19 protein-coding genes and 1 pseudogene are annotated in these 26,075 nt (G+C 48.9%); 7 read left to right on the plus strand and 13 right to left on the minus strand.

The features are described 5' to 3' along the window. Positions 1–67: 67 nt before the first annotated feature. On the minus strand, positions 68–835 hold the full coding sequence (locus ACM67B_RS01165) for a hypothetical protein (RefSeq protein WP_416189802.1): 768 nt from the start codon (positions 833–835) through the stop codon (positions 68–70). Positions 836–865: 30 nt separating this feature from the next. Beyond that, positions 866–1,855 (minus strand): RluA family pseudouridine synthase, encoded by a 990-nt coding sequence (locus ACM67B_RS01170; protein ID WP_416189803.1) that lies wholly within the window; start codon positions 1,853–1,855, stop codon positions 866–868. 641 nt (positions 1,856–2,496) lie between these two features. Here ACM67B_RS01170 and ACM67B_RS01175 point away from each other — a divergent pair. Next, the gene (locus tag ACM67B_RS01175; protein WP_416189804.1) at positions 2,497–5,454 is read left to right on the plus strand and encodes an Rne/Rng family ribonuclease; all 2,958 of its coding nucleotides are present in this window, start codon (positions 2,497–2,499) and stop codon (positions 5,452–5,454) included. A gap of 392 nt (positions 5,455–5,846) precedes the next feature. Next, entirely contained in the window at positions 5,847–8,015 is a 2,169-nt protein-coding gene (locus ACM67B_RS01180; RefSeq protein ID WP_416189805.1) for a TonB-dependent siderophore receptor, read from the plus strand. A gap of 283 nt (positions 8,016–8,298) precedes the next feature. Here the strand turns inward: ACM67B_RS01180 and aldA are convergent, their stop codons facing one another. Further along, positions 8,299–9,741: an aldehyde dehydrogenase gene (gene aldA, locus ACM67B_RS01185; protein WP_416189806.1), complete on the minus strand. Its 1,443-nt coding sequence runs from the start codon at positions 9,739–9,741 to the stop codon at positions 8,299–8,301. A gap of 238 nt (positions 9,742–9,979) precedes the next feature. Here aldA and trpB point away from each other — a divergent pair, with 238 nt between their 5' ends. The 4 genes from trpB to ACM67B_RS01205 all read left to right on the plus strand — a co-directional run bounded on the left by trpB (position 9,980) and on the right by ACM67B_RS01205 (position 14,245). Then, positions 9,980–11,185: a tryptophan synthase subunit beta gene (trpB, locus tag ACM67B_RS01190; RefSeq protein WP_095502514.1), complete on the plus strand. Its 1,206-nt coding sequence runs from the start codon at positions 9,980–9,982 to the stop codon at positions 11,183–11,185. 90 nt (positions 11,186–11,275) lie between these two features. Continuing rightward, complete coding sequence (locus ACM67B_RS01195) at positions 11,276–12,004, plus strand: dienelactone hydrolase family protein (protein ID WP_416189807.1); 729 nt, start codon at positions 11,276–11,278, stop codon at positions 12,002–12,004. 71 nt (positions 12,005–12,075) lie between these two features. Next, positions 12,076–12,882 (plus strand): hypothetical protein, encoded by an 807-nt coding sequence (locus ACM67B_RS01200; RefSeq protein ID WP_416189808.1) that lies wholly within the window; start codon positions 12,076–12,078, stop codon positions 12,880–12,882. A gap of 88 nt (positions 12,883–12,970) precedes the next feature. Further along, positions 12,971–14,245 (plus strand): O-acetylhomoserine aminocarboxypropyltransferase/cysteine synthase family protein, encoded by a 1,275-nt coding sequence (locus ACM67B_RS01205; protein ID WP_416189809.1) that lies wholly within the window; start codon positions 12,971–12,973, stop codon positions 14,243–14,245. Between the two features lie 193 nt (positions 14,246–14,438). Here the strand turns inward: ACM67B_RS01205 and ACM67B_RS01210 are convergent. Further along, positions 14,439–15,391 (minus strand): annotated as a pseudogene (locus ACM67B_RS01210) (bile acid:sodium symporter family protein). A 318-nt stretch (positions 15,392–15,709) separates the two neighbouring features. Between ACM67B_RS01210 and ACM67B_RS01215 the strand changes: the two are divergent. Further along, the gene (locus ACM67B_RS01215) at positions 15,710–16,090 is read left to right on the plus strand and encodes an MliC family protein (protein ID WP_416189810.1); all 381 of its coding nucleotides are present in this window, start codon (positions 15,710–15,712) and stop codon (positions 16,088–16,090) included. An 86-nt stretch (positions 16,091–16,176) separates the two neighbouring features. Here the strand turns inward: ACM67B_RS01215 and ACM67B_RS01220 are convergent, their stop codons facing one another. The 9 genes from ACM67B_RS01220 to ACM67B_RS01260 form a co-directional block, all read right to left on the minus strand. Further along, positions 16,177–16,413 (minus strand): cytochrome-c oxidase, encoded by a 237-nt coding sequence (locus tag ACM67B_RS01220; RefSeq protein ID WP_416189811.1) that lies wholly within the window; start codon positions 16,411–16,413, stop codon positions 16,177–16,179. 140 nt (positions 16,414–16,553) lie between these two features. Continuing rightward, a complete protein-coding gene (gene rmuC, locus ACM67B_RS01225) occupies positions 16,554–18,041 on the minus strand; it encodes a DNA recombination protein RmuC (RefSeq protein ID WP_416189812.1) in 1,488 nt (495 codons plus the stop codon). 222 nt (positions 18,042–18,263) lie between these two features. Beyond that, on the minus strand, positions 18,264–19,157 hold the full coding sequence (locus ACM67B_RS01230) for a LysR family transcriptional regulator (protein ID WP_416189813.1): 894 nt from the start codon (positions 19,155–19,157) through the stop codon (positions 18,264–18,266). A gap of 1 nt (position 19,158) precedes the next feature. Then, the gene (locus ACM67B_RS01235) at positions 19,159–21,804 is read right to left on the minus strand and encodes a type I restriction endonuclease subunit R (RefSeq protein WP_416189814.1); all 2,646 of its coding nucleotides are present in this window, start codon (positions 21,802–21,804) and stop codon (positions 19,159–19,161) included. Beyond that, on the minus strand, positions 21,743–22,105 hold the full coding sequence (locus tag ACM67B_RS01240; RefSeq protein WP_416189815.1) for a hypothetical protein: 363 nt from the start codon (positions 22,103–22,105) through the stop codon (positions 21,743–21,745). The genes ACM67B_RS01235 and ACM67B_RS01240 overlap by 62 nt, the downstream gene beginning before the upstream one ends. A 10-nt stretch (positions 22,106–22,115) precedes the next feature. After that, a complete protein-coding gene (locus ACM67B_RS01245; RefSeq protein WP_416189816.1) occupies positions 22,116–22,562 on the minus strand; it encodes a type II toxin-antitoxin system death-on-curing family toxin in 447 nt (148 codons plus the stop codon). Beyond that, the gene (locus tag ACM67B_RS01250; protein ID WP_416189817.1) at positions 22,563–23,579 is read right to left on the minus strand and encodes a hypothetical protein; all 1,017 of its coding nucleotides are present in this window, start codon (positions 23,577–23,579) and stop codon (positions 22,563–22,565) included. A 30-nt stretch (positions 23,580–23,609) separates the two neighbouring features. After that, entirely contained in the window at positions 23,610–24,881 is a 1,272-nt protein-coding gene (locus ACM67B_RS01255) for a restriction endonuclease subunit S (RefSeq protein WP_416189818.1), read from the minus strand. A 36-nt stretch (positions 24,882–24,917) separates the two neighbouring features. After that, positions 24,918–26,042 carry a Fic family protein gene (locus ACM67B_RS01260; protein ID WP_416189819.1) on the minus strand — a complete coding sequence of 375 codons (1,125 nt, stop codon included), beginning with the start codon at positions 26,040–26,042 and terminating at the stop codon, positions 24,918–24,920. Positions 26,043–26,075 lie beyond the last annotated feature (33 nt).

A 26,075-nucleotide genomic window follows, 5' to 3' on the forward strand; every position in this document is an offset into this window, starting at 1 on the left:
TGGGCAACAAGCATTTAAGGGATGGTGCAGAATGTTCAAGGCCGTCTGAAAAACCCATCCCATTTACTTATATTTTGGTACCGCGCGGCCATATAAACGGCCCAACAAACGGCATAACCGGCAGCATAATCAGGTCGCCGACAATGGCAAATGGCGTCAGAATAATTGTCGAGGCAAGACCTGTAGCAGTTAGCCCGACGTCACCTTTTTGGCTTTCAACACGGACGACTACCGGCGTTTCAAAACGGTATTCAGAAGGCAGAGGGGTCTTCATGGCGTATATTTTCCCTTGGGTGCCGTTATAGCATCGAGTGTAAAGCAGTTTTTGCTGTTGTGTGGCAGGGGTGGTGGCAAGTTTGAAGCCTAATTGGGTTAATACTGCCGTTTCACGTTTTTTTAATGCTGGATTGGTGTTCGGTTCAAAACGGTAAGCCAGACAGATACGCTCCTTGCCATCAACATGATCAGAATAGGCTGAAAAGGTATCAGGGTTTGAGATGTATGAGTATATCCCTAATTTTTTTGGGCGGTTTTCGCGATTGACCACTTCAAACTGTTTGCTCAATTCTGTTGTCCGTAAGACTTTGACCATCTCGTTGTCGGGCGTAATGTCGGTCACATAGGCCGTTTTTTCCGCCAGCATCACCAAGCGGTTGGGCGGCAGGTTTTTGCTGTCGGGTTTGGTGAAACCGAAAGAATAGATGTTTTCATCTGTGATGACGGTTTCAGGCACCGCGTCGATGTTCTCCAATGCGCGGTTGGTTAAGTAGCAGCCGGAAAGGGCAAATGTGGCCAATACAGCGACCGATAGCTTGGATAATGTGGATTTTTTCATGATGCGTCTCCTTTGTCGTGTTTGTTTTGTTCAGACGGCCTGATGCTGATTGTCCAACATCACGATAAATTGCGTCAATTCTTGCGGCAATTCGGCTTTTAAAACCAGCTTTTCGCCCGTGAGCGGATGGTCCAAATGCAGCTCGGATGCGTGCAGAAACATGCGTTTGAGGCCGAGCTTTTGCAGGCGTTTGTTGGCTTGGTAGTCGCCGTAGCGTTCGTCACCGGCGATGGGGCTGTGTTGCGACTGCATGTGCACGCGGATTTGGTGGGTGCGGCCGGTTTTGAGCGTGGCTTCAACCAAGGTCAGCGCAGATAGGCCGACTTGGTGCAGCAGGCCGTCTGAATAGCGTTTGAGCACTCGGAAAATGGTGTGCGCCGATTGGCCGTCGTCACTCACGCGCACCATTTTTTCGCCTTGTGCGCCGGTGTATTTGAATAATGACAGTTTGACGTGGAAACGGTCGTTGTTCAGACGGCCTACACCCAGTGCCAGATAGATTTTTTTCGGGTGGTCGTTGCGGATCATTTCGTGCAGTTTCACCAAGGCGCTGCGTTTTTTGGCAATCATGAGCAGGCCGCTGGTGTCTTTATCAAGGCGGTGCACCAATTCCAGATATTTGGCTTCGGGGCGTGCTTGGCGGATTTGTTCGATCACGCCGAAGCTCACGCCGCTGCCGCCGTGTACCGCCACGCCGGAAGGTTTGTTGATGACCAACAAGGCATCGTCTTCATAAACAATCTCGAATTCGCGGGCAGGGGCGGCGGTTGTGTTTTCAGACGGCCTTTGTTTTTCGGCAATGCGGATGGGTGGAATGCGCAAAATTTGGCCGGCTGCGATGCGGGTGTCGGGCTTGCAGCGCTTTTTATCCAGCCGCACTTCACCGGCGCGGATAATGCGGTGGATATGGCTTTTCGGCACGCCCTTGAGAATTTTTATCAGATAGTTATCAAGACGTTGGCCTGCTTCGTGTTCGCTAAGGGTGATTTGGCTGACTGAATCTTTGCGTATTGGGTGCATTTTCTCTATAATCCAAACATTCGTTTTCACCGTTTTGTAAACGGGCGCGCGGCATGAAGTTGCAGCCGCCGCTGCCGCAGGGAAAATCCCTTTCGGAAAACGGATTTACTGTTAAAAATAGATTTTATATTAAAAACGCACTCTACAAAGCATTTCCTTCTGTTTATGCACAGCCAGTAAACGGAAGAGCGTAATTAAGTTTGAATTGATTTGCCCATCTCACAGAGCATAAGACGAACGGATTTTCAGGGTTTTACCCCGCCGCGCAGCAATCTGAAGAATAACAACAGGCAAACGATGAAGAAGATGACGGCTACCTGATTTATGCGGCTTGATGATGTTCAATCCGCGCTTGATTTTAGGCCTGACATACTGAAAAGATGGTATACAGGCGGCGGTATCTTTTATTTTACGATACCGAATTGTTCTTTATGACCTTCTTTATCCGAACCCGACCGCACATGACCGTATTTTTTCAGACGGCATGAAACCTTGCGGAAATTCAACTCAAAAACTGATTACATCAGGACAAACAACCTGCTTACCAAGTTTTCAAGTAAGCAGCGTGTCCCGCCTCGTGAGTGCCAGCCGGCTGCGTGAGGCCGTCTGAAAAGACGGTGCAGCCCAACGAGGTTACTATCATGAAACGTATGTTATTTAATGCAACGCAAGCCGAAGAGCTGCGCGTTGCGATTGTCGATGGCCAAAATCTGTTGGATTTGGACATCGAAACGCTGGGCAAAGAACAGCGCAAGGGCAACATCTACAAAGGTGTGATTACCCGTATCGAGCCGTCGTTGGAAGCGTGTTTCGTTGATTACGGAACCGACCGACACGGCTTTTTGCCGTTTAAAGAAGTGTCGCGTTCGTATTTCCAAGATTACGAAGGCGGCCGCGCCCGCATTCAAGACGTGCTCAAAGAGGGCATGGAAGTCATCGTGCAGGTGGAAAAAGACGAGCGCGGCAACAAAGGCGCAGCCCTGACCACGTTCATCAGCTTGGCCGGACGCTATTTGGTGTTGATGTCGAACAATCCGCGCGGTGGCGGTGTATCGCGCCGTATCGAAGGCGAAGAGCGCGCCGAACTGAAAGCCGCTATGGCCGAATTGGACGTGCCGCGCGGCATGAGCCTGATTGCGCGCACCGCCGGCATCGGCCGCAGTGTGGAAGAATTGCAGTGGGATTTTGATTACCTGCTGAAACTGTGGCGCGCCATCGAAGAAGCAGGCGAAGCGCATAAAGATCCCTATTTGCTGTTTATGGAAAGCTCGCTGCTGATTCGTGCCATCCGCGATTACTACCGCCCCGACATCGGCGAGATTTTGGTCGACAATCAAGAAGTGCACGACCAAGTTTCTGAATTCATGAGCTATGTGATGCCGAACAACGTAGGCCGTCTGAAACTTTACGAAGACCACACGCCTTTGTTCTCGCGTTTCCAAATCGAACACCAAATCGAAAGCGCGTTCTCACGCAGCGTCAGCCTGCCGAGCGGCGGCGCGATTGTGATTGACCACACCGAAGCGCTGGTGTCGATTGACGTCAACTCCGCCCGCGCCACACGCGGTGCCGACATTGAAGACACTGCGTTTAAAACCAATATGGAAGCGGCCGAAGAAGTGGCGCGCCAAATGCGTTTGCGCGACTTGGGCGGTTTGGTGGTCATCGACTTCATCGACATGGAAAACCCGAAACATCAACGCGATGTCGAAAACGTGTTGCGTGACGCGCTGAAAAAAGACCGCGCCCGTGTGCAAATGGGCAAATTGTCGCGCTTTGGCCTGCTTGAATTGAGCCGCCAGCGTTTGAAACCGGCTTTGGGCGAAAGCAGCCATGTGGCTTGCCCGCGTTGTGCCGGTACCGGCGTGATTCGCGGCATCGAATCGACCGCGCTGCACGTGTTGCGCATCATTCAAGAAGAAGCCATGAAAGACAATACCGGCGAAGTGCATGCACAAGTGCCGGTGGATGTGGCGACCTTCCTGCTGAACGAAAAACGCGCCGAGCTGTTTGGCTTGGAAGAGCGTTTGGACGTATCTGTATTGCTGATTCCAAACATTCATCTGGAAAATCCGCACTACGAAATCAGCCGCATCCGCACCGATGATGTGGAAGAAGACGGTGAGCCGAGCTACAAACGCGTGGCCGAGCCAGCAGAAGACGAAAACGCCAAACCGTTTGGCAGCGAGCGCGCCAAAGCCGCCCGCCCTGAACCTGCGGTCAAAGGCGTGCAACACACCCAACCTGCGCCGACCGTAGCCGAGCAAAAACCGGCCACTTGGTGGGACAACTTCAAAGCGTGGTTGGGCAAAATCTTTGGTGGCGCAACGACTCCTGCCGAGCCTGAAAAACCGGCGGAAGAAAAAGCCGAAAAGCGCCAAGCCAACGGCAACCGCAACGGCAACAACAACCGCCGTCAGCAAAACCGCCGCCAAAACCCGCGCCGCAACAAGCGCGACGGCAGCAAGGTAGAAGTGCAAGAAGTCAGCGCCGAAGCCAAAGAAGCCAAAGCTGTTGACAGCAAAGCCGACAACAAGGCCGAAGCCAAAGCAGAAGGCAAGGACAACAACCGCAACCGCCGCGAGCGCAACCGTTCAAATAAAGAAGAACGCAACCAAGTAGCCGCCGCTCCAGTTGCCGCCCTGACCGATATGCCGTCTGAAACTGCCGAGCAAGCTGCACCGGCTGCCAACAAACGCAGTCGAAACAACCGCAATGCCAACAAAAACGTAGCCGTTGAAACCGCAGCAGAAAACGCCGTGGTTGAAAATGCTGCCGTAGAAAACGTGGCAGAGGTTGTTGAAACCGCACCGGCAACTGAAAAACAGCCGCGTGAGCGCAACAACCGCAATCAACGCGATCGCAACAACAACCGCAATCAGCGTGACCGCCGCAGCAGCAACAAAAAACGCAATATTCCGTCTGCCGAGAAAATCGAGCATTATCTGAATATCGCCGATTCAGCGGACAAAGTACGCTTTGCCGTGGCGCATGTGTTTGGTGAAACCGTGGCGCAAACGCCGGTAGCGATTGCCGTGCCGAGCGAGCCGGTGGCTGAAGCGGAAGACAACGCACCATTGGTGGTGGTGATTCCGGAGCCGGTTGAGGCCGAAGCCGTGACTTTCGCCATCGAAACTGAAGCGCCTGAAGCGGAAGCCATCCGTGTGGAAGAAAGCACCGATGACGAACGCGCCATGATCGATAACGCAGTCGGCAACGTAACCGCTGCCGTGACTTCCGTATTTGCGATTGAAGCGGCCGATGAGTTACTGCCGATGACTGCCGTGCCGGCTGAGCAAGAAGCTCAAGCCGTGGCGGTCATGGAAGACGAGCTGATTGCGGCCAAGGCTTCTAAAGAAGTTGAAGCGGCGGTGCAAGAAGTGGTGGTGAAAGAGCAGGCCGTAGCGGTAAAAGCTGCCGAAGCCATGCCCGCATTGGGTAACTTGGTGTTTGTCGAAACCAATCCTGATGCCGTTGCTGCCTTGGCTGCCCAAGAACAACCGGAACAAGAATACGGTTTGCGCCGCTCCGATGTGCCGAAAGTGGAAACTGAAAACGTTGAAGTTGAGATGATTTTGGTGGAAACCCGCAAAGATTAAGCAATCAATCTTGGTAAAAGCCCGATGGTGAACATCGGGCTTTTTTGTTTTTGATGATAGATCACAGGCCGAGACTTTTGCAAAACTGATGAATCATTAATAAAAACCAAAACTGCCGTCATTCTCACGCAGGTGTGAATCCATTTTTTTGAACATGACAAACTATTGAATAAAATAGGCTTATTAAATTCTGAGATGGATTCCCACCTGCGCGGGAATGACGTTGGTTTTGTATGTGCAAGCTTTATAAAACAATCAATATCGAATTTGCATGTCGTATTTTTACCATTTTTGATGTAAACACGCAGTCAACAGTTGTCAGGATAAATTGAGTAAATATAGAATATAATTATTATCATTTATTTAAAATTAGTTGATATTTGGGAGGAAAAATGTTCCGCCACAATTTAACCGCTGCAGCCGTGTTGGCTGCATTATCATCTGTTGCCTTTGCCGCCGAAACCGAGCAAGCGGTGGATTTGGAAACCGTGCATGTTTCCGGCCAGCGTTCTTATAATGCCATCGCAACCGAAAAAGACGACGAATACAGCTCATCGGCCGTGACCGTCGGCACCAAAATTCCGGCATCTTTGCGCGATATTCCGCAATCCATCAGCATTTTGACCGACCAGCAAATCAAAGACCGCGATGTCGATACCTTCGACCAACTGGCGCGCCAAACGCCGGGCATGCGCGTGTTGGCCAATGACGACGGCCGCTCTTCCGTGTATGCGCGCGGTTATGAATACAGCGAATATAATGTCGATGGTTTATCATCGCCGATGGCCAGTATTTACGGCACCATGCCCAATCTGTTTGCTTTCGACCGCGTGGAACTGATGCGCGGCCCGAGCGGCTTGTTCGACAGCAGCGGTGAAATGGGTGGGATTGTGAACTTGGTGCGTAAGCGTCCGACCAAAGATTTCCAAGCCCATGTCGGTGCGGGTGGCGGCACTAAAAAGCAATATAAAATCGAAGGCGATGTGTCAGGCCGTCTGAACGCTGACGGCAGCGTGCGCGGCCGTATCATGGCGCAAACATTCGGTTCTTCACCGAAATCGGCAGAAGACAACAACCATCACGAAACGGTTTACGCCGCGCTGGATTGGGACATCAACCCAAACACCACCTTCGGCTTGGGCTATCTTTATCAGCAGCGCCAAATCACACCCGACAACGGCTTGCCGACCTATACCGACAAAACCACTCTGCCGGTGACGCATGACGTGTTTGTCGGCGCGGATTGGAACGATTTCAACATGAAAAGCCATGATGTGTTTGCCGATTTGAAACATTATTTCGACAACGGCGGCTACGGCAAAATCGGCATGCGTTATGCCGACCGCAAATCAGATTCTAATTATGCCTTTGGTCTGAGCGGTGTCAATCCTGCCAATAATACGTTTAATGCCACCGGTTTGGGTTTGGAAGCCGAACAAAAAGCGTTTACCGTTGATGCCAGCTACAGCCAGCCGTTTGCATTGGGTGCGACGGCCAATGAATTTGTCGTCGGTATGGATTACAAAACCGTCGATTCAAGAACGGAGCGCGGCCAATACCACAACGGCACACCGCTTCGCCGCGGCATCGACTACCGCGATCTGTCGTCTATTGGCTATGAAGATGTTTTGGCGACCGCACGCAGCAACGGCAGCTTGAATCATATTATTTCAGACAACGAAACCCGCGAACTGGGCGCATACGGCAAAGTCGTGTTCCGCCCGATAACCGATTGGTCGCTGATTGCTGGCGGGCGTGTCGGTCATTACAAACAGGAAAACTCAGGTTACAACCGCAGCTTCTCCCGCAATACCCGCCAAATGGCGACATCAACTTCAGCTTCCCAAGGCAGTCAAACCAAATTCACCGGCTACTTAGGCACGGTATGGGATTTCTCCGACACCGGCAGCCTGTATGCCAGCTACTCAACCTTGTTCCGCCCGCAATCGGAAACCGGTGAAGACGGCACACCGCTGAAACCGCGCGAAGGCAATCAATTGGAAGTGGGCTACAAAGGCAGCTACCTGAACGACCGACTGAACACACGCGTGTCGCTGTATCGTTTGCAGGATAAAAATGCAGCGGCAACCGTTGCCGGTTCGAGCTATTCTCTGCCGCTGGCCAAACGCGTGATGCAGGGTGTGGAAACCGAAATCAGCGGCGCGATTACGCCGAAATGGAACATCCATGCCGGTTACAGCTATTTGAACAGCAAAATCAAAACGCCGTCTTACGCGTCAACCAGCGGTGATTTGTTCTTCCTGTTTATGCCGAAACACACGGTGAATTTGTGGACAACTTACAAACTCACGCCAAAATTGACCGTCGGCGGCGGAGTCAACGCGATGAGCAAGTTTGAGTCGAACCAAAACGTAAAAACCGGCGGCTATGCCACCTTTGACATGATGGCCGGGTATCAAGTGACGCCTAAATTGAAGGTGCAGGTCAATGCCGACAATATTTTCAACCGCAAATACTATACCCGTGTGGGTACGGCCGGTACATTTAACATCCCGGATGCCGAACGCAGCGTGATGGCGAATGTGCGCTATGATTTTTAATGTGTTGAAATAAACAAAGGCTGAGACCTTTGCAAAACTCATGAATCATTAATAAAAACCAAAACCGCCGTCCTTCCCGCGCAGGCGGGAATCCATCTCAGAATTTAAGAAGCCCATTTTATTCAATAGCTTGCCATATTCGAAAATGGATTCCCGCCTGCGCGGGAAGGACGGCGGTTTATGTATGCTGGCTTTTGAAGGAATTTTGCAAAGTCTCAGGCTGTCTGAAATTTCAGACAGCCTTTTGATTAAACTACTTGATTAAACGACAAATTCAGAAGGCTTAAATATCAGTTTCTAAATAAACCACTTGGGTTTGCAAGTATTCTTCCAAACCATGTTTGCCGTCGGCACCGCCGATGCCCGATTTTTTCCAACCGGCGTGGAAACCTTGCATGGCTTCAAAGTTTTCGCGGTTGATGTAGGTTTCACCGAATTGCAGGCGGCGGGTGACGTAGAAGGCTTCGTTTAAATTGGTGGTGTACACCGAGCTGGTGAGGCCGAATTCGCAATCATTGGCCAAACCGATGACTTCGTCCAGCGTTTCAAACGTTGCAATCGGCAATACTGGGCCGAAGGTTTCTTCTTTCATGATGTCCATGCTGTTGTCGACATTGGTTAGCACCGTCGGCTCGAAGAAGAAGCCTTTTCCTTCGGCGCGTTTGCCGCCACAAGCCAAAGTTGCGCCTTGCTGCACCGCGCGTTCGACTTTTTCGGCCACCGATTTTACCGCACGCTCTTCAATCAGCGGGCCCATTTCCAGCGCGCCGGTTTCTACTTCGGCCGGATTGCCAAAACGCACGCCCTGCATGGCGGCAATCATTTTTTCAGTAAACGCGTCTTTCACGCTGTTGTGCACATACACGCGCTCGGCGCAGTTGCAGATTTGGCCGGTGTTGCCCACGCGTGAAGCCAAAATCGATTTCACCGCCAAATCCAAATCCGCGTCTTTCAACACGATGGCAGGGGCTTTGCCGCCCAATTCCAGCGACACTTTGGTGATGTTTTGCGAGGCGGCTTCCATCACTTGGCGGCCGGCTTCAACCGAACCGGTCAGGCTCACCATATCGACTTGCGGATGCGCCGACAAGGCATTGCCGATTTCCGCGCCTGCACCGTTCACCACGTTGAACACGCCGGCAGGTAGGCCGACTGAATCGACGATTTCGGCAAAAATATGGCAGTTAATCGGGGTGACGCTGCTCGGTTTTACCACGATGGTGTTGCCGGTGACCAAAGCTGGACCCATTTTGCGGGCAATCAGGAAAAACGGGAAATTCCACGGCAAAATGCCGGCAATCACGCCCAGCGGACGCTTAAACAGCAAAATATTTTCGCGCGGACGGTCGCTTTGGATAATTTCGCCTTCGTAACGGCGCGCCCATTCGGCCTGATAATCCAGATAATCGGCGGTGAACATCACTTCCACGCGTGCCAAGTCTTTGGTTTTACCACCTTCAGCCACGATGGTATCGGTTAGCTCGTCGGCGCGCGCACGAATGCCGTCGGCGATTTTACGCAGATACGCGCCACGTTCAACCGCCGGTGTGCGTTCCCATTCGGTTTGCGCCAAACGTGCCGCCGCAACCGCACGGTCAACATCGGCCGCGCTGCCTTTCGGCTCTTTGGCAATCACTTCTTCGGTCGATGGGTTTAATACATCGCGCCATTGGCCTTGAAAATCGTTTTCAAAGCGGCCGTTGATGTACATCGCTAATTGTTTCATGCGTTTCTCCTGAGGTTGTAGTTGGATGTAATTAAAGTGTAGAAAATAATGCCGTCTGAAACAAGCAAAAAATGATGGCGGCTTGTCTGTAAGTGTTAATATTTTGATTTTAAACAAATCATTTGATGAGGCCGTCTGAAAACAAATCGCAGGTAAATCGTTTATAATAGAAATGGATTCGCCGTCACCACATTTTCAGACGGCCTGAATGAAACGAATAATAGAGGACAGTCAAAACATGGCAAAAGAGCAGTTAAATCCCATGATTCTGCCGGATTCAGACGGCAATTTCGGCAAACACGGCGGAAAAATCGGCCATCCCGAATTGGCCAAGGCTTTAGAAGAATTAAACACCGCGTTTCACAACATCATCGGCGATGAAGATTTCATCAACGAGATGAAACGCCTGCAGGCAACTTATGTCGGCCGCCCAAGCCCGATTTACCATGCCAAAAGCCTGTCGCAACGCGGCGCACAAATTTTCTTGAAACGCGAAGACTTAAACCACACTGGCGCTCACAAAATCAACCACTGCATCGGTGAAGCGTTGTTGGCGAAAAAAATGGGCAAAACCAAGGTCATTGCCGAAACCGGTGCAGGTCAGCACGGCGTGGCGCTGGCAACCGCTTCAGCTTTGGTCGGCTTGGAATGTGAAATCCACATGGGCGTGGTCGATATCGCCAAAGAGCATCCGAATGTGTCACGCATGAAGATTTTGGGCGCGAAAATCGTGCCGGTGTCTGCCGGTGCGGGCACGCTGAAAGAGGCGGTGGATTCGGCGTTTGAATCGTATTTGTCGCAAATGGATACGGCTATGTTTGCCATCGGCTCGGTGGTAGGCCCTGCGCCTTATCCGGAAATGGTGGCGTATTTCCAATCGATTGTCGGTCACGAAGCGCGCGAACAATTTGCCCAACAATACGGTGGCTTGCCCGATGAAGTGGTGGCCTGTGTGGGCGGCGGCTCAAATGCCATCGGCTTATTCAACGCCTTTATCGACGATGAATCGGTCAATCTGGTCGGTGTCGAACCTGCCGGCGAAGGTCTGGACAAACCCGGCCGCCATGCGGCAACCATGGCCAAAGGCACATTTGGCAACATTCAAGGCTTTAACTGCTATTATTTGCAAGAAGAAGACGGTACACCGGCCGCCGTGCATTCCATCGCATCCGGTTTAGATTATCCGGGCGTGGGGCCACAACACTGCCTGCTGAAAGACAATGGCCGCGGCCGCTATGAATGCGCCACCGACCAAGAATGTTTGGATGCGTTTTTAACCCTGTCGCGCGAAGAGGGCATTATTCCGGCGCTGGAGTCGTCCCACGCCATTGCCTACGCCTTGCGCCGCGCTGCCGAGCTCGATAGCAGCAAGCGACTGCTGGTGAATTTGTCCGGCCGCGGTGACAAAGACATTGATTATGTGTTGAGTAAAATCGAGGTTTAATGATAAGAATAGGCCGTCTGAAAGTATATTTTCAGACGGCCTCATCTCACCCAAATCCCCTAAGTCTAACCATCAGAGAAAGGAAAGATCATGAGCATTCTCACACGCACCGTCAGCTACACCGACAGCACCGGCACCACCCTGCAAAGTCATTTCGCCTATCCGGCACAAGGCGAAAAAGCCGCCGCCGTGTTGGTCGCCCCCGAATGGTGGGGCTTGAGCGAACACGCTAAAAACAGCGCCGAGCGTTTGGCCGAACAAGGTTATGCCGCACTGGCCACCGATTTATACGGCAATGCCATGCTCACCGGAGATGCCGCCGTGGCCGGTGAAAACATGATGAAGCTGGTGAATAATCCCGAGTTGCTGGCCGAGCGCACGCAACTGGCTTTAGATGCCTTAGTGGCACAAGCCGAAAGCGACGGCGAGCGCTTGGTGGCCATCGGTTTCTGCTTCGGCGGCCGCGTGGTATTGGAAGCCGCCCGCAATGGTGCGCCATTGAAAGCGGTGGCGAGCTTCCACGGCAATCTCACGCCTTCCAAACCGGCGGAAAAAGGCGCGATTAAAGGCGAATTGCTGATTGAACACGGTGAGCTGGATACCTTGGTGACCATGGAAGATGTTGAAGCCTTCCGCGCCGAAATGGAAGCCGCCGAAGCCCGTTTCCACATTGATGTGTTCCCCAATGCCAAACACGGCTTCACCAACCCGAAAGCCACCCACAACGGCGAGCGCAATGGTGTAGATTTAGGCTACCAGCAAGAAGCGGCTGAGCAATCATGGCAAAATATGCTGGATTTGTTCAAACGCGTGTTATAAAGTAATATTGATTTATAATATCAACAGGCCGTCTGAAATTAGGCGGCCTTATATCAAAAGGGAGAAACCAAATGAACAAAATCACATGGGCAGCGCTTGCGCTGACCTTAAGTGCGCCTGCTTGGGCGCAAACACCGGTGGAAATCGTGCATCGTTTTTATCCGAAAGTTTATCGGGCGCAAAGCTGTTTTGTGGCGCAGAAAGATGATGCTTTTTACTGCATGAAGCAGGTGAAAACCGAAGTGCGCGATACGGCTTCCGGCCGGCTGATGTATTTGCTGTTTGCCGGCGACCGATTTAATTTTGCCACCGGCAAACCCGACGGCAGCCATGTTGAGTTAGGGTTGGCCGGTATGTTTGTGCTGAAATTTTTATCGGGCAACGATTGGGAATTGGTGGCCGCCAAGCCCAAAGCTTCAGTGGGCTCGTTTGGCAACGCACCTTCCGCTGATTTGTGGACGTTTCACGAATTCGGCCCCGGTCGTTGGGGCTTTTTAACCGAGCATAGTGATATGCACCAAGGTCATGCCGGCAGCGCTTATGTTGTGTATGCCCACAACGGCAAGCGCATCAGCGAAAGCTGGTTCACCGCCAGCTACAACAATTTGGGTGCGTATGGCGATAATTGTGAAATGTATCGTGAGGAAGGCGCCAAAGCCATGCGTGAATGCCGCGCCAAATTGAGCGATCTTGAGAGCAAAATCAAAATCCGTCGCGATTTGCCCGCAACCAACGGCTTTTATCCGCTACAGCTGACATTATCCGGCTATGAAGGCCGCAAAACCTACCGCAATCAGGCTTATGTTTTGCCGTTTAATGCCAAGAAAAATCAATATCTCCAGCCGAAAAACTATCCTTTGCGCGACAAAGAATATTGATAGAGAATGTCTTCAGACGGCCGATCCATCTCTCAGGCCGTCTGAAAAAGATTCATGCAACTGTGCTAGTTCAATAAAGAGGAAAAACATGAAACGAGAAACCATCGCCCTGCATGCCGGCTATCATTCCGACCCGACCACCAAAGCTGCTGCCGTGCCGATTTACCAAACCACGTCGTACACCTTTGATGACACCCAACATGGCGCCGATTTGTTTAACTTGGCCGTGCCGGGTAACATCTATACCCGCATCATGAACCCGACCACTGCCGTGTTGGAAGAGCGTGTGGCCAAGCTCGAAGGCGGCATCGCCGCATTGGCCGTGGCCAGTGGTATGGCGGCGATTACCTATGCCGTGCAAACTTTAGTGGAGGCGGGCGACAATATCATCACCACCAAAACACTCTACGGCGGCACCTACAATTTCTTCGCCCACAGCCTGCCGCGCCAAGGCATCGAAGTGCGCTTTATCGATGCCGACAAGCCCGAGCAAATCGCCGCGCTGGCCGATGAGCGCACCAAGCTGGTGTATTGCGAATCCATCGGCAATCCGGCGATTAACGTGGTGGATATTAAAGCCTTTGCCGAAGCCGCCCACGCACAAGGTTTGCCGCTGATGGTGGATAATACCGTGCCGTCTCCGGCTTTGTTCCGCCCGATTGAACACGGTGCCGATATCGTGGTGCAATCGCTGACCAAATACATCGGCGGCCACGGCACCACCATCGGCGGCGCGATTATCGACGGCGGCCAATTCCAATGGGCCGGCAATCCGCGTTTCGACAAAATTTTCAACCAGCCCGATCCGTCTTACCACGGCGTGAACTACACCGAACACTTCGGCGCCGCAGCCTACATCGCCCGCGCCCGCGTGGTGCCGCTGCGCAACACCGGTGCCGCTTTGTCGCCGCAAAGCGCGTTTTTACTGCTGCAAGGCTTGGAAACGCTTGCCCTGCGCATGGAACGCCATTGCGAAAACACCGTGAAAGTGGCCGAATTCCTGCAAAACCACCCGCAAGTAGAATGGGTAAATTATCCTGCACTGGCCGACAGCCCGTATAAAGCCTTAATCGACCGCGACTACGGCGGCAAAGCTTCAGGCTTGCTCAGCTTCGGTATCAAAGGCGGCCGCGAAGCCGGTGCCAAATTCATCGATGCGCTGCAACTTTTCTTGCGCTTGGTAAACATCGGCGATGCCAAATCACTCGCCACCCATCCAGCCAGCACTACCCACCGCCAGTTAAACGATGAAGAACTTGCCGCCGCTGGTGTTGGTGTCGACATGGTGCGTTTGAGCGTGGGCATTGAGCATATCGACGATTTGCTGGCTGATTTATCGCAAGCGTTGGAAGCGGCGAAGTAATGTGTTGAATAAATAGTAGGCCGTCTGAAAAGCCATTACGGGTAGGGTGGGTGTGAACCCACCATGATGTTTAATCCGCAATGGTTGAAAGAGGGAATGGAAAAAGGTGGGTTGACACCCACCCTACCAAATCAAAAGGCCGTCTGAAAGCATAACTTTCAGACGGCCTTTCTATCGCTTATTTAATATCCTACTATTGCGCTTTACGCTTATCCCACCACGCAAACAGGTTGCCCAATACTGTGCCGGATACCGAGTGCCATACACAGGCGACGGCGGTAGCGACGGCAGCTTCGGCATTGGTCGGGAAGAATTTTGCACTCAAGCCCGTGGCCAAACCGGCGTTTTGCACGCCCACTTCAAGGGCCAGCGTGCGTTTTTTCGCCGTCGTCATGCCGAACAATGCGCCCGAGTAGAAGCCCAAGACATAGCCGACAATATTGTGTGCGGCAATCGCCAATACCATCACAAACGCTGATTCCATAAAGCGGTGGCCGTGTACTGCGGCCACGCCGCCGACAATGCAGGCAAAGGCCAGCACCGCTACCCCCGGCATAATCGCACGCACTTCGGCAAACCAGGCTTGGCGTTCAAACAGCATATTGCACACCGAACCGATCACCACCGGCAGCAGCGTCACCAATACCATGAATTTAAACATCGCCCAGCCGTCCATCTCGACAGTTTGTCCGACCAAATACATCATCCACAAAGGTGTCATCACCGGCGCCAACACAGTCGAAACCGTGGTCATGCCGACAGAAAACGCCACATCGCCTTTGGCCAAAAACGCCATGATGTTGGAAGATACCCCCCGGGGCAGGTGCCGACCAAAACCAAGCCCAAAGTCAGGCCGGGCGACAGGTTGAAGGCTTTGGCAATCGCCAGCGCCACCAGCGGCATAATGGTGTATTGAGCAATCGAGCCGACAAAAATATCAAACGGGCGTTGCGCCAAAATGCGGTAATCGGCTTTACCCAAGGTCATGCCCATGCCGAGCATGATGATGCCCAACACCAAAATTTGCGTGTCGCCCTTTACCCAGGCAAAGGTGGCCGGTTCGATAAAGGCGATGATGGAAGCCAAAATAATCACCGGTGCAGTAAACCGCGTCAGTTGGTGGCTGATGGCAGCAAAAATCGACATTTAGTTATCCTTATAATGAGAAAAAATCGGTAAGGCGGTTTTTAACAGATTTTTACTGTGTTTAGCAAATACATTACGGCCAAAATATGCGGCAAATAGGTAGATAAATGCGCATAATCTACTGTTTATTACCATAATATTTCATCAATCTATCAACGAAATCAGGCCGTCTGAAACATAATGGTTCAGACGGCCTTGCAATTGGCGTTTACAGGCTAATTTTTCAGATGGCCTGATAAAATTTACAGAGAAAAGTAGTAGAATGTAATTCATTATTGGTAATGCATAAGCATACCGCAACTGAAAAGGAGTGTTTTTATGAAAACCATCACTGCCGCCGCATTGGCCGCTTCGATTACCCTGTTGGCTGCCTGTGCCCAAAGTGGCAACAGCCACAGCCATCATCATCACGGTCACCACCATCACCATGCCGACATGAGTAAAGCCGTGACCTTTGAGTGCAACAACGGCATGACGGTCAATGTTGAAAACTTAGGTCAAGACAAAGTGAAACTCACTGTAGAAAACCGCAGCGCCGTATTGACCCAAGCTTCCGCTGCTTCGGGCGAACTTTACACCGGCACCACCGGCCTGTGGGGTACGGGCGCGGAATGGCACCAAAAAGGCAGCGAAGCCCACTTTGAATACACCGGCCTGCACGGTGCCAAAGGCGCAACCGCCTGCTACTTGCGCAAATAGTATTCTTACAGCATATATGCTTTAAAAGAACAGTTTAAAGGCCATCTGAATCCGATTCAGACGGCCTTAATTGATTTGGATTGGCATTACTTCTGGTCATTACCGGCCACATCGTTGACCACATCTTCCACAAATTGCTCGACCGGATTGATGCCCGACTGCTCACGCACGATTTGACGTTGCTCATCGGTCAACGGCTCATACACTTCCGTTGCCGCCCGCTCACGTGCTTCTTCACGCTTGCGGTCTTGCTCGTCAAAGCTCTCGTAGGGTTGCGGTTTGACTTGGCTCAAATCCACTTTATCGTCTTTAAACAAGCTCATGTCTCACTCCTTTGCAGTGTCGTTGGGATCAGGATTGAGTGTAAACACATAAGATTGGGGTGGCAAGTAAGGATGGGTAAAGGGATGATGCCGTCTGAAAATCATGCCGGGCGGCGGGCTTTCCTTGCGGCCCTATCTTCTTATTCCTCCAGCCCTAAGGGGCTTTGCGCATTTTCCACCAAGCGTTTATCCAACTGTTTGCCTGCTTTTACCCCCAGCAGGCGCAGTTTTTCAGCGCGGTTGACCAAGTTGCCGCGGCCTTCGGTAAGCTGTTTGTAGGCCGTCTGAAACTGGTTTTGCGCTTGCTCGAGGTTTTTGCCCACGCCGTCTAAAGTGGTGACAAAGCCGACAAACTTGTCATACAGCTTGCCGCCTTCTTCAGCAATCGCCAGCGCGTTTTGGTTTTGCTGTTCGTTGCGCCAGATATTGGCAACGGTGCGCAGGGTAGCGAGCAGGGTGCTGGGGCCGACCAGCATGATGCGTTTGTCGAAACATTCTTGAAACAGGTTGCCGTCGTGTTGCAGCGCGAGCAGGTAGGCCGGCTCGACCGGAATAAACATAAACACAAAATCCAGCGTGTTCACGCCTTCCAAATCGGTGTAATCCTTGCGCGACAAGGCTTTGATGTGGGTGCGGATGCTGGCGGTGTGGGCAGCCAGTTCGCGCGCGGCTTCATCGGGCTGCTGCGCCTGCACATAGCGCGTGTAGGCGGTGAGCGAGACTTTGGCATCAATGACGATTTGCTTGTTGTCGGGCAGATTGATTAACACATCAGGCTGCAGGCGACGGGTGCTGCCGTCTTCTTCTGTGCGCGTAGTGGCGGCTTGGATGATGTATTCGCGGCCTTTTTGCAGGCCGGAATTTTCCAGCACGGTTTCCAAAATCATTTCGCCCCAGTTGCCTTGCGTTTTGTTTCGCGTGCCGGTGAGCGCGTCGGTTAGCGCTTTGGCATCGTGGTGCAACTGGGCATTGAGGCTTTGCAGACGCTTGAGCTCGTTTTCCAAGGTCAGGCGCTCGCGGGCTTCTTTTTCGTAGGTGTTTTGTACCAGCTCGCTGAAGCCGTGAATACGCTCATTAAGCGGATGAAGTAGTTGACCCAAATGCTCGCGGTTTTGCTCAGTGAAGCGGCGGCTTTTTTCTTCGAGAATTTGGTTGGCAAGATTATGGAATTGATCGCTCAGGCTTTGGCGCGCTTCGGTCAGCAGCAGAAGCTTGTCGTCGGCGGCTTGACGTTCCTGCTCGATTTGGGTGTAGAGCCGCTCGTTGCGGATTTGCAGGTTTTGCACGGTTTGCTGCAAATCCTGATAATCCTGTTTCAGACGGCCTGCTTCGTCTTCGCGCTGCTGTAAATATTCGATTTGCTGGCAGGCGGCGGCAAAGCGGCTGTGCAGCTCTTGCATTTCGGTGTGCAAATCTTGAATTTCGCGGCGGCTGTCGGCCAGCTCGGCTTCGGTGTGGGTAAGCGCTTGCGTGGCAAACTCATGCTGCTGCGTGCGTTCGGCAAGCTGTTGGCGCAGCGCAAACTGCCGCGCTTGCGCGGCATGACGGGTAAAAAGCCATGCCATCAGCGCGCCCAGTAATAAAGCGGCCAGCGCGGTGGCAATCAGATAAAGGCTGAAATCGGACATATGAGGCCGTCTGAAAAAAAAGAATGATGAAACGCTGAACTATAGCATGTTTAAGGAAAGCTTTCAGACGGCCGAGACCTTTGCAAACGCCCCATCTTTGGCACATTTCTTCGTTATGCGCTGCTCGAAAGCTTGCCTATCTTTGTGATATGTCTGCGCTTTCTGTGTTTGCTTACTTCGAACTGTACTCAAATCTGGGGCTCTGCAAAGGTCTCGGATTAATTACTTCACCACATCCAGCAACACTTCCCGCAACCAACGATGCGCCATATCTTGTTCGGTGCGTTCGTGCCACGTCATCAACATAGTGAAACTTTCCACATCAATCGGCGGCGTTTGCAAATGCACATTCGGCAGCGTGCGGGCAAGGTGTTGCGGCAATACGGCGACCAAATCGGAATCCTGCAAAAGCTGGGGCAGCAGCGAAATATGGTTCACCGACACCATCACTTTCCGCTGCCTGCCGAGTTTGTGCAGCGCAATATCGGTGGCGCCGCTGAATTCGCCGCCGTTGTAAGAGAGCATGGCAAAGGGCAGGGCGCAGAATTGCTCCAGCGTAAGCGCGGTTTTGGCCATCGGATGGGTTTTGCTCATGGCGCATACATATTCTTCATGATACAACACGGTATGCGGCATATCCGCGCTGATATGCTGCTGGCTCACCAAAGCCAAATCGATTTTATTTTTTTCAAACAGGGTTTTGATGTTTTGCCCCTGCACCGGCAGCAACGCCACTTTCACATTCGGCGCCAAGCGGCGCAAGCGCAAAATCAAGGGCAGGGCGATAATTTGCTGCACATAATCCATCGCCGCGATGCGTAAAGTCATGTTCAGCTTTTCAGGCTCTAATTTTGGCGGCGACAGCATCGAGCCGACATCTTGCAACACTTTGCGTGCAATCTGCCCAAGCTCAAGCGCGCGGTCGGTGGGTTGCACACCGTGCTGCACGCGCACAAACAGCGGGTCGTTGAAACTCTCGCGCAAACGGTTGAGAATGCCGCTCATGGCAGGCTGCGTCACCGACAAGCGCACCGCCGCACGGCTGACATTGCATTCATCGAGTAGCACAACAAAGGCTTTGAGCAGGTTTAGATCCAGCGCTCGGATATCGGTCATATTATATTCCTACGGCTCTTTGCAAATCGGCAATCAATGCCCGTTGAAAGCCTTCGTCTTTGATAAAGTGTTTGTACAATTCCACTTCCTGCTGGCGGCGGTTGCTCATCACAGATTTGACAATATCGCTAAAAATTTCCATTTTTAATACAGGATCTTGGGTAACCAAATATTTGTTTTCATAATCCTGATGCCCTTTGACGCCAGCGACAACTGCCACAAAGCGAATTTTGCGTTCTTCGGGTGTATCGCCCCAGCCGCCAAACCATTTTTCATTAAAGAATTGAATAATTTGATCCAATTCATCTTTTTCACGGTCGTCATCATGCGTGCCGTGCATATTTTGGCTGCCGGGCGTGAACGTGCCTGTTTCCTCAGAAAGCCGGATATTGTGTTCATGTTCGGTCATCGCCAACGCATACGAACTCAAATCCACGTTTTGCAACAGCTCGTCAATCACATCTTCATCATCCGCAACATTCAATTTCGGAATCAGAAATTTATAAAACCAATAGCGTTTTTCCCATGCCACATTTTCAAAGGCAATAATGCTTGCCATTTGATTGTAAACTTTCACAAACTGTTTGGTTTTAATTTTAAAATCAACCTTTTGTTCCCGTTCCCAATCAAATTCAGAGTTGAACCTGTCGGCACAAATTTGATTGGTTGCTTGCAACATTTCCATGGTCGCACCGCCAAATAAACGCTCGGCAAACAAATCTAATTCACTCAATTCATATACGCCCGTTGCGTCCAATTCATTTTGCAAATCGTACAAAATATTGATGTCGGTTTCGCCTAATAATTCGGTTTGCGTGTAAAACGGTTCAAAGGCCGTCTGAATGGCTGTCACATCATTGAAAAAATCCAAAATAAACAAATCATCAGCCGATTTACCTAATTTAGGGCTGCTGCGGTTTAAGCGCGATAAGGCTTGCACACACAGCACGCCATCCAGCGGCTTATCCACATACATGGCGCAAAGTTTGGGCTGGTCGAAGCCTGTCAAATATTTATTGGCAACAATCAAAATGCGGTTTTCATCTTTATCAAATTCATCTTTGGTTTTGCTGTCATCAAAACCGTTGATTTGGCTTTCGGTGTATTCAATGCCGTTTACGGTTTTCTCACCGGAAAATGCAATCAACGCCTTAAACGGATTGCCTTTTTCCGCCAAAATTTTACAGACGGCCTGATGGTATTTAATCGCCATTTCAATATTCTGCGTGATAATCATGGCCTTGGCCTGATTTTTCAAACGTTTGGTTTTGACCACTCTGTCTAAAAAATGACTGACCATAATATCCGCTTTCACAGCAATGGAATGCTCGCTTTTTTCTACAAAAGATTTCAAACGCTGCTGGGCTTTTTTGCTGTCAAATTCAGGGTTTTCTTCAATGGTTTTATGAATTTCATAAAAGCTTTGATAAGTGGTGTAATTCTTTAACACATCTAAAATAAAACCCTCTTCAATCGCCTGTTTCATAGAGTATAAATGAAACGGCTTAAAAGTCGGCGGGGTGTCGGGGCTGCTGCTGTCGTGTCTTTCGCCGAATTTTTCCAGCGTGCTGTTTTTGGGCGTGGCGGTAAAGGCAAAATAAGATGCATTGTGGCGCATCTTGCGTGACTGCATGGCAGAAACGATTAAATCTTGGGCATCGCTTTCATGGTTCATGCCCATCACACGGTTCATGTTGTCATGTGCCGAGCCTGATTGGGAGCTGTGTGCCTCATCAATAATCACCGCAAATTTTTTGTCGGTCATATCGGCGATACCGTCCACAATAAACGGGAATTTTTGAATAGTGGTGATGATGATGCGTTTGCCGTTTTCCAAAGCAATTTTTAAATCGGATGATTTATCGGCGTGGGCGATGATGTTTTTCACGGTTGAAAAAGCACTGATATTGTCGCTGATTTGTTTGTCCAACACTTTTCTGTCGGTAACGACAATCACCGAATCAAATATCGGTTTTTCGCTGTTTTGGGCATAAATTTCAATCAAATGAAAGGCAAGCCAAGTGATGGAGTTTGATTTGCCCGAGCCCGCTGAATGCTGAATCAGATAGCGTTTGCCCACGCCGTGATCTGCCACATCAGATACAAGTTTTCGCACCACATCAAGCTGATGATAACGGGGAAAATACAATGTCGCCTTGCTCAAATCTTTTTTGCGTTTGTCGTCAAATTCAAGGCGGGCAAAATGCAAAATAATGCCGGCAATGCTGTCTTTTTGCAAAATTTCTTGCCACAAATAGGCCGTCTTAAAACCATTGGGGTTAATCGGATTTCCCTTGCCGTGATGATTGCCTTTGTTAAACGGCAAAAAGACGGTATTTGCCCCATTTAATTTGGTGGTCATAAACGCATTTTGGGTATCGACGGCAAAATGCACCAGCGTGCGGGCAGGGGCAAACAGCGTTTGTGTGATATCACGTTTGCAATATTGCTTTTGGCTGTCGGCATAAGTCTGCCCCGTCCATTCGTTTTTCAGTTCCATGGTGGCAAAAGGCAGGCCATTGACAAACACCGCCATATCCACCGTTTCATGGCTTTGCGTGGAAAACGGCACTTGGCGCATGATACTAAAGCGGTTTTTGGCGTAATTTTGAGCAACTTTTGCAGGGCTGTTGGCAAGCGGCGGCACAAAAAAACAAATCCAAATGCACATTGCCCACCTGCAAGCCATTTTTAAACAAATGCAATATTCCTTCTTTCTTGGCGATGTTATCCAGCCGGGTCAAAATCTTGGCTTGCCAGTCGCTGGGATTCAGGCGGATAAAGTCGTCCAATTTATCCTGCTGGCTGTCTGCCAAAAATGCCCAGAAATTCGGCTCATCAATAGCAAAACGGGCATTAAAACCGCTTGCGGCCGTCTGAAAAAAGCCGCTATCTAGCAAATCTTGTTCTATGGCGTCTTCAAAATGGATCTCTTTGGTGTGAAACATATTTTTGCTCCTAATCTTGAATGGCACAAATCAATTCATATTTGAGTGATACGTCATAGTCATCTTCATTTTCAATAATTGAAGTAACGAGTTTGCATAATAGTTCTTTGCCAATTTTGCCTTCAGCCAGCCAAACCACAATATTTTCCATTTCTAATACAAATTTTTTAACGCAATAATCATAACCATTTAATTTCAAAAAATAGGCACCAAGTACCAAACTAGACCGTTTATTGCCATCGCAAAAAGCATGTAATTTATTGATGGAATAAATTAAGTGTGTGAGTTTGTCTTCAAAAGTCGGATAATACCAATCGTTTTGAATGTGTTCTAACACGCTTTCCAATTTACCTGCACCATCAGGATAAACCCCTGTCAGTCCGCCAGAATGCGCAATAATCCAATCGTGTGTTTCTATGGCATGATGAACATCAAAATATAAAATTTCAATATCCATTTATCTGTCCTTTAATCGCTTTAATACCGCTAAGGTTTCAGGGTCGGATAATTGTTCTTGCAATGAACGACTTTTTTCTCCCAAAAATTTTTCAAAATCGCCTTGTGGTATGGCTTGAATGTACTGCTCTAATTTGTGGTGTAAAGCGTCTCTGAAACACAAATCACGGCTGGACATTTTAATTCTGGCATCAAGAATAAACGGCTCTAAAAACGGATTGTTTTCTGCTTCTTCTATCATTTTATCCAGTTCATTAGGTAGAATTTTCCGCCCTAAATTTTCTGATGTTTGTTTTAATTGCATTGCCAATCCTTTTTCAAAACTGGCAACAGCTGTTAAAACTTCGGTGTACATAGTATCTCGGACTTGGTCTTTTGCGCTTAATTTAAGAATTTGTTTATATTCTTTGGCATTTTCACGAAATATGGCTTGATAAATCTTATCGGTATAAATGCCGTACTTGTACTTGCCCATTTGCAGATAATCTCGCAATGCATCGGTAAACAATTTGCGATGGCTTTGCTCCGTGTAAGCCGACATCAGATAATTGCCATCTCGTTGATTGATGTATTTGGTATTTCCGCCTGCTTTTTTGGCGATGACATCAATGACCATATCCAACATTTTTGAACGGATGAACTTGGCTTTTTCGCTTTCTGTTACCAGCATTGCCAGATTTAAAACGGCACGAAAGCTGAAAATACCCAAAGATGGTGTTTTAGGGTTGATGTCTCCGACATTTGTGTCGGAGACATCTGTTAAGATGATGTTTTTTAAATATTTTCCCTTTAAAACTCGATACCCATTGCTTTGTAATTCATCTGCATAATCGGACAAATAACGCTCAATAGTACGAATATTAACTTCCAAAATTTGGGCAACTTGGGCTTTGGTAAAGACAGTTTCGCCCTCAAATTGCAATCCGCCCAACTGCAAATGATTTTGAAGTTCGCTGACGGCATAAGGGTTATTTAACACATTATTTCTGGCAACTAATGATGTGGTTAATTCGCTCATTGATTATCTCCAAAAATTGATTTTTTGTTTTCAGGCAGTCTGAACGCTGATTTTCCCCGTCACCACATCATTGATTAGGCTTTGCTGATATTCTTTTAACCGCTCTATTTGGGTTTGGTGGTGGGTGATAGCGGTGTCTATTTGGACGGTTTTTTTGTCTAAAAATTCGGCAATGGCGGTTTGTTCGGATAGTGGAGGGATTGGAATTTTGAAGTTTCTGTATTTACCCATTGATAAACTAGGCACCGCACCTTCATTCACAAACCAATCAAAATCAATTGCACAATGTAAATAATAGCCAAATAAATGGTCTATTTTTATAAATTCAATTCCAAGACAATTATTATCAATAATTGAATTCTCTAAAAGAATTTTTCTATGATTTTTTCTTAATGCTTCACCGATTTTTGCTGTAACTAAAGTACCTTTGGGAACTACATTCCATTTTTTTGATTTTGCTGTAATTTGAGTTACAGAATTATTCCATTGTTCAATAAATTTATTGCTATTCAATGAAAAATCACTAACTTTTAAAAAAGGAATAGAGCCATTATTTCCTTGTAACTCAATAGGGAATCCATTTCCAGAATGTTCAGTAATTACTCGTTTTAATGCTAAAACCTCCCAATGCTCTGGCATATCACCAAGCCATGCCACACCGCTATTTTTTAGTGGGGCGTTGGGGTTTAAGCCTTGTGTGACGGTTTGGTTGATGAGCGTTTGGCGGTATTCTTTTAGCCGTGCGATTTGCTCGGTTTTTAGGGCAATGGCTTTTTGAATTTGGGCGGTTTTTTTGTCCAAAAACTCGGCAATGGCGGTTTGTTCGGAAAGTGGGGGAATAGGGATTGGTAAATTTGCCAAAAAATCAGAATTGGCTCTTGGCATCTTTGTGCCATAAGTTGATGAATTAACCGTTGCAATAAAGTTCTGACAAATCATCAAATAAAACGCAAATTTATTAAAAATTTGCTGTGAAGTTTTATAAACTAAAAATTCTGTTGAACAAATACCAGCCATTTGCGCCAAATAAACTTTTGCCAAATAAGGGCGTAATTTTCCAAATAAGATGTCATTTTCATAAAAAACATTGGCAATTCCGTCTGCTTGTAAAATTGTTTCGGTTAATTCACCTGTATTTGAAACAATATTTTCCATTCCAAGATAACGTAAATCCGATTTTTGACTTTCAATTTTTTCTGTGCTTAATTGCAAAACAAACTTCAATTTCTTAACTTCCCAATGCTCCGGCACATCACCAAGCCATGCAATTTGGGTGGGTTTGGTGTGTTGGTAGGTGTTCATGTTGGACATTTTCCTTATATTTACGACTTGTTATTGCTATACACGCACGACATTCATTAAATGCTCAAAAGTATAACGTGCAGATTTTCTGCCAGAGGCTTCTTCGGTTAAGGTGAGAATGCCTTTTTCTTGCAATGCTTTGGTAAAACGGTTGGCTGTGGCGGTGGAAATGCCCGTTTCTTTGGATAAGGTACTGTTGCGAAAAACAGGATAGGTAAACACAAAATCCAATACCGCAAGAGAATGTTTGCTGGATAAAATATCGCTGAATTTGGTTTTCATGTCTTCGTATAAGGCACGAATGTTTTCTGCAATATTCAGATTGCGTTCAGATTGATGTTCTATCGCATTTAAAAAGAATATCGCCCATTCATTCCAGTCGCCTGTTTGGGAAACATTCCGCATTAAATCAATATAGCGGTTTTTATTTTCTTCTAAATAACCACTGATATAAAAATGCGGTGCAGAAAGGGTGTGTGCATTCCACAGCATCAATGTGATGAGCATTCGCCCTATTCTGCCGTTTCCATCTTGAAAAGGGTGCAGGGCTTCAAATTCCAAATGTGTTACTGCGGTTTTTAATAACACAGGGTCGGTATTTTGGTGGATATAATCAAATAAACGGTCTAAACCGCTTTCTAAATTTTCAGGGCTAATCGGCACAAACAAAATTTTGCGACTGAGCGTATCGGCAATATAGTTTTGCTCTTTTTTAAATTCCCCCGGAGATTTATTGGCTCCTCGTCCAAAAGAAAGCAGTTGCTGGTGCATGGTTTTAAGTAGCGATTTACTGAGCGGATAGCCCTCTTCCATCGCCTTTTGGGCATTTTTGAGTGTGCGCTGGTAAAGCACGGTTTCAATAATATCCGAGCGGACATCTGCACTGTATTCATCTTCGGGGTAGTCTGCTTCGTATTGCAAAATTTCATCCATTGTACTGACGGTGCCTTCCATGCGTGAGGAAATCACCGCTTCTTGGTTTCTTAACGGTGCAAGCAAAATTTCACTGTTGTGCATATTTTTCAACATTTGGTCATAACGGGCGATGGCATTGGTTGCCCCGAGTAATGCTGACAAAATTTGAGTTAAGTCTATCTTTTCTGGAGGGAACACGCTTTCAGGATAATATACCGCTTCGGAAAAATTGAGGTTTGCTGACATTTTGTTTCTCATATTTTGGTAATTTTGATTCAC

The sequence above is a fragment of the Neisseria sp. CCUG17229 genome (assembly GCF_047839235.1).
Taxonomy (GTDB): Bacteria; Pseudomonadota; Gammaproteobacteria; order Burkholderiales; family Neisseriaceae; genus Neisseria; species Neisseria brasiliensis.

Bases quoted from the DNA above. Each gene is read 5' to 3' on its own strand.
- ACM67B_RS01165 (WP_416189802.1), bottom strand. From the start codon at position 835: ATGAAAAAATCCACATTATCCAAGCTATCGGTCGCTGTATTGGCCACA.
- ACM67B_RS01170 (WP_416189803.1), bottom strand. From the start codon at position 1,855: ATGCACCCAATACGCAAAGATTCAGTCAGCCAAATCACCCTTAGCGAA.
- ACM67B_RS01175 (WP_416189804.1), top strand. From the start codon at position 2,497: ATGAAACGTATGTTATTTAATGCAACGCAAGCCGAAGAGCTGCGCGTT.
- ACM67B_RS01180 (WP_416189805.1), top strand. From the start codon at position 5,847: ATGTTCCGCCACAATTTAACCGCTGCAGCCGTGTTGGCTGCATTATCA.
- aldA (WP_416189806.1), bottom strand. From the start codon at position 9,741: ATGAAACAATTAGCGATGTACATCAACGGCCGCTTTGAAAACGATTTT.
- trpB (WP_095502514.1), top strand. From the start codon at position 9,980: ATGGCAAAAGAGCAGTTAAATCCCATGATTCTGCCGGATTCAGACGGC.
- ACM67B_RS01195 (WP_416189807.1), top strand. From the start codon at position 11,276: ATGAGCATTCTCACACGCACCGTCAGCTACACCGACAGCACCGGCACC.
- ACM67B_RS01200 (WP_416189808.1), top strand. From the start codon at position 12,076: ATGAACAAAATCACATGGGCAGCGCTTGCGCTGACCTTAAGTGCGCCT.
- ACM67B_RS01205 (WP_416189809.1), top strand. From the start codon at position 12,971: ATGAAACGAGAAACCATCGCCCTGCATGCCGGCTATCATTCCGACCCG.
- ACM67B_RS01215 (WP_416189810.1), top strand. From the start codon at position 15,710: ATGAAAACCATCACTGCCGCCGCATTGGCCGCTTCGATTACCCTGTTG.
- ACM67B_RS01220 (WP_416189811.1), bottom strand. From the start codon at position 16,413: ATGAGCTTGTTTAAAGACGATAAAGTGGATTTGAGCCAAGTCAAACCG.
- rmuC (WP_416189812.1), bottom strand. From the start codon at position 18,041: ATGTCCGATTTCAGCCTTTATCTGATTGCCACCGCGCTGGCCGCTTTA.
- ACM67B_RS01230 (WP_416189813.1), bottom strand. From the start codon at position 19,157: ATGACCGATATCCGAGCGCTGGATCTAAACCTGCTCAAAGCCTTTGTT.
- ACM67B_RS01240 (WP_416189815.1), bottom strand. From the start codon at position 22,105: ATGTTTCACACCAAAGAGATCCATTTTGAAGACGCCATAGAACAAGAT.
- ACM67B_RS01245 (WP_416189816.1), bottom strand. From the start codon at position 22,562: ATGGATATTGAAATTTTATATTTTGATGTTCATCATGCCATAGAAACA.
- ACM67B_RS01250 (WP_416189817.1), bottom strand. From the start codon at position 23,579: ATGAGCGAATTAACCACATCATTAGTTGCCAGAAATAATGTGTTAAAT.
- ACM67B_RS01255 (WP_416189818.1), bottom strand. From the start codon at position 24,881: ATGAACACCTACCAACACACCAAACCCACCCAAATTGCATGGCTTGGT.
- ACM67B_RS01260 (WP_416189819.1), bottom strand. From the start codon at position 26,042: ATGTCAGCAAACCTCAATTTTTCCGAAGCGGTATATTATCCTGAAAGC.